1 protein-coding gene is annotated in these 1564 nt (G+C 62.0%); it reads right to left on the reverse strand.

What is annotated here, in order from left to right; translation table 11 throughout:
• Window positions 1-44 precede the first annotated feature (44 nt).
• Window positions 45-1564: ABC transporter permease subunit (locus JF66_RS18670; protein WP_035880367.1), on the reverse strand; the 1520-nt coding region annotated here is incomplete at its 5' end.

Here is a 1564-nt window from a genome sequence, read left to right on the forward strand (position 1 = left end):
TTTGACCGGGACGAAAGCCTCGGTTCGGGTTGCCTGTATTGTCATCAGTTCAGCTCCTCCAGCGCTTTGGTCTTTCTGAAGCTGATGATCGAGATGACCGCCACCAGCACGAAGATAATGATCGAGAATGCGCTGGCCAGACCGTAGTCGCGCGTTTGGCCCGAGAAGGCGACCTTGTAGACCAACGAGATCAGGATGTCCGTGGCACCCACGTTCACGCTCGCATCCACGTCGCGCGGACCTCCACCGGTGAGCATGTAGATGAGGTTGAAGTTGTTGAAGTTGAATGCGAAGGATGCAATCAGCAACGGGGCGACCGACACGAGCAGCAGCGGCAGCTTGATGAGACGGAAGACCGCCCAGGGGCTTGCGCCGTCAACCGTTGCCGCTTCCTGCAGCTCCTCGGGAATCGACTGCAGCGCACCCGTGCACACCAGGAACATGTAGGGGAAGCCCAGCCACAGGTTCACGAGCAGGATACTGAACTTGGCGAGCCACTCATTGGTCAGCCAGGGTATTTCCGCACCGCCCAGGAGCACCTGGTTGACGAACCCGAAGCCCTCGCTGAGCATGCCCGCCCAGACGAGCGCAGACAGGAAGGCCGGGAATGCGTACGGCAGGATCATGGCGATGCGATAGAACTTGCGTCCGCGCATTCGCAGGTCGTTGAAGACGATCGCCAGGAACAGTCCAAGCAGGAAGGTGCTTGCCACGGAGAGAGCCGCGAAGGTGAATGTCCACACGGTCACGCTGATCAGCGGACCACGGATGCCCTGATCCGTGAACGCGCGAGTGAAGTTGTCAAAGCCGACGTTGATGCGCCACCCGGGCAGCAGCTCCTCGCCGGCGGCGGAGGTGAAGGCCCCGGTACCGGTGTCGGAGTACACGACGCCGCCGTCGGCATCCGTCATGGTACCGGCCTGCTCGTCGTAGACGAGTGAGGAGACGTAGACGTAGGCGCTGCTGGCGTCGGGGGTGCGCAGGCTGCCGTCGTTGGGGTTGCTTGAGAGCGGCACGGCCATCGCGGTGATCTCCGCGGTGCGTGCGATGACCTCGGAGAAGTTCAGGCTTGTGTATCCGTCGGCGGCAACGGCCTGGCCGGCATCCATCGTGGCACCCGAGACGAGCGTGAGCGGAGAATCATTGTTTCCGATGCTGACCCGGCCGTCCGGGTCGGTCACGAGCAGGCTGAGCTGCCCGAGCCGGTCGACAACGGTCACCTGGTACGTCGGCGAGTCCGGCACGCGCTCCTGCGCCGAGCTCATCAGCGCGGACACGGCCTGGGCCTTGTCACTGTTGTGCCCGGTGCTGTAGTTCGTGAAGCCGATGTAGGCGGTATAGCCCACGGCGAAGATTTGGAAAACGATCAGGAAAATCAGGCCGGGAGTGAGGTACTTCGCCGGCAGCTTGCCCGGTGAGAAGTAGATCCAGTTCACGACGAGAGTGACGACCAGCACCAGGCCGAAGACCAGCCACTGCTGCTTCGCGAGCAGCATGAAGAGGGCATAGACCGCCATGGCATCAACGATTCCCAGCAGCACGATTTTGGTCAGGATTGCCCTGA

The organism is Cryobacterium sp. MLB-32, from assembly GCF_000738085.1.
Classification (GTDB): Bacteria; Actinomycetota; Actinomycetes; order Actinomycetales; family Microbacteriaceae; genus Cryobacterium.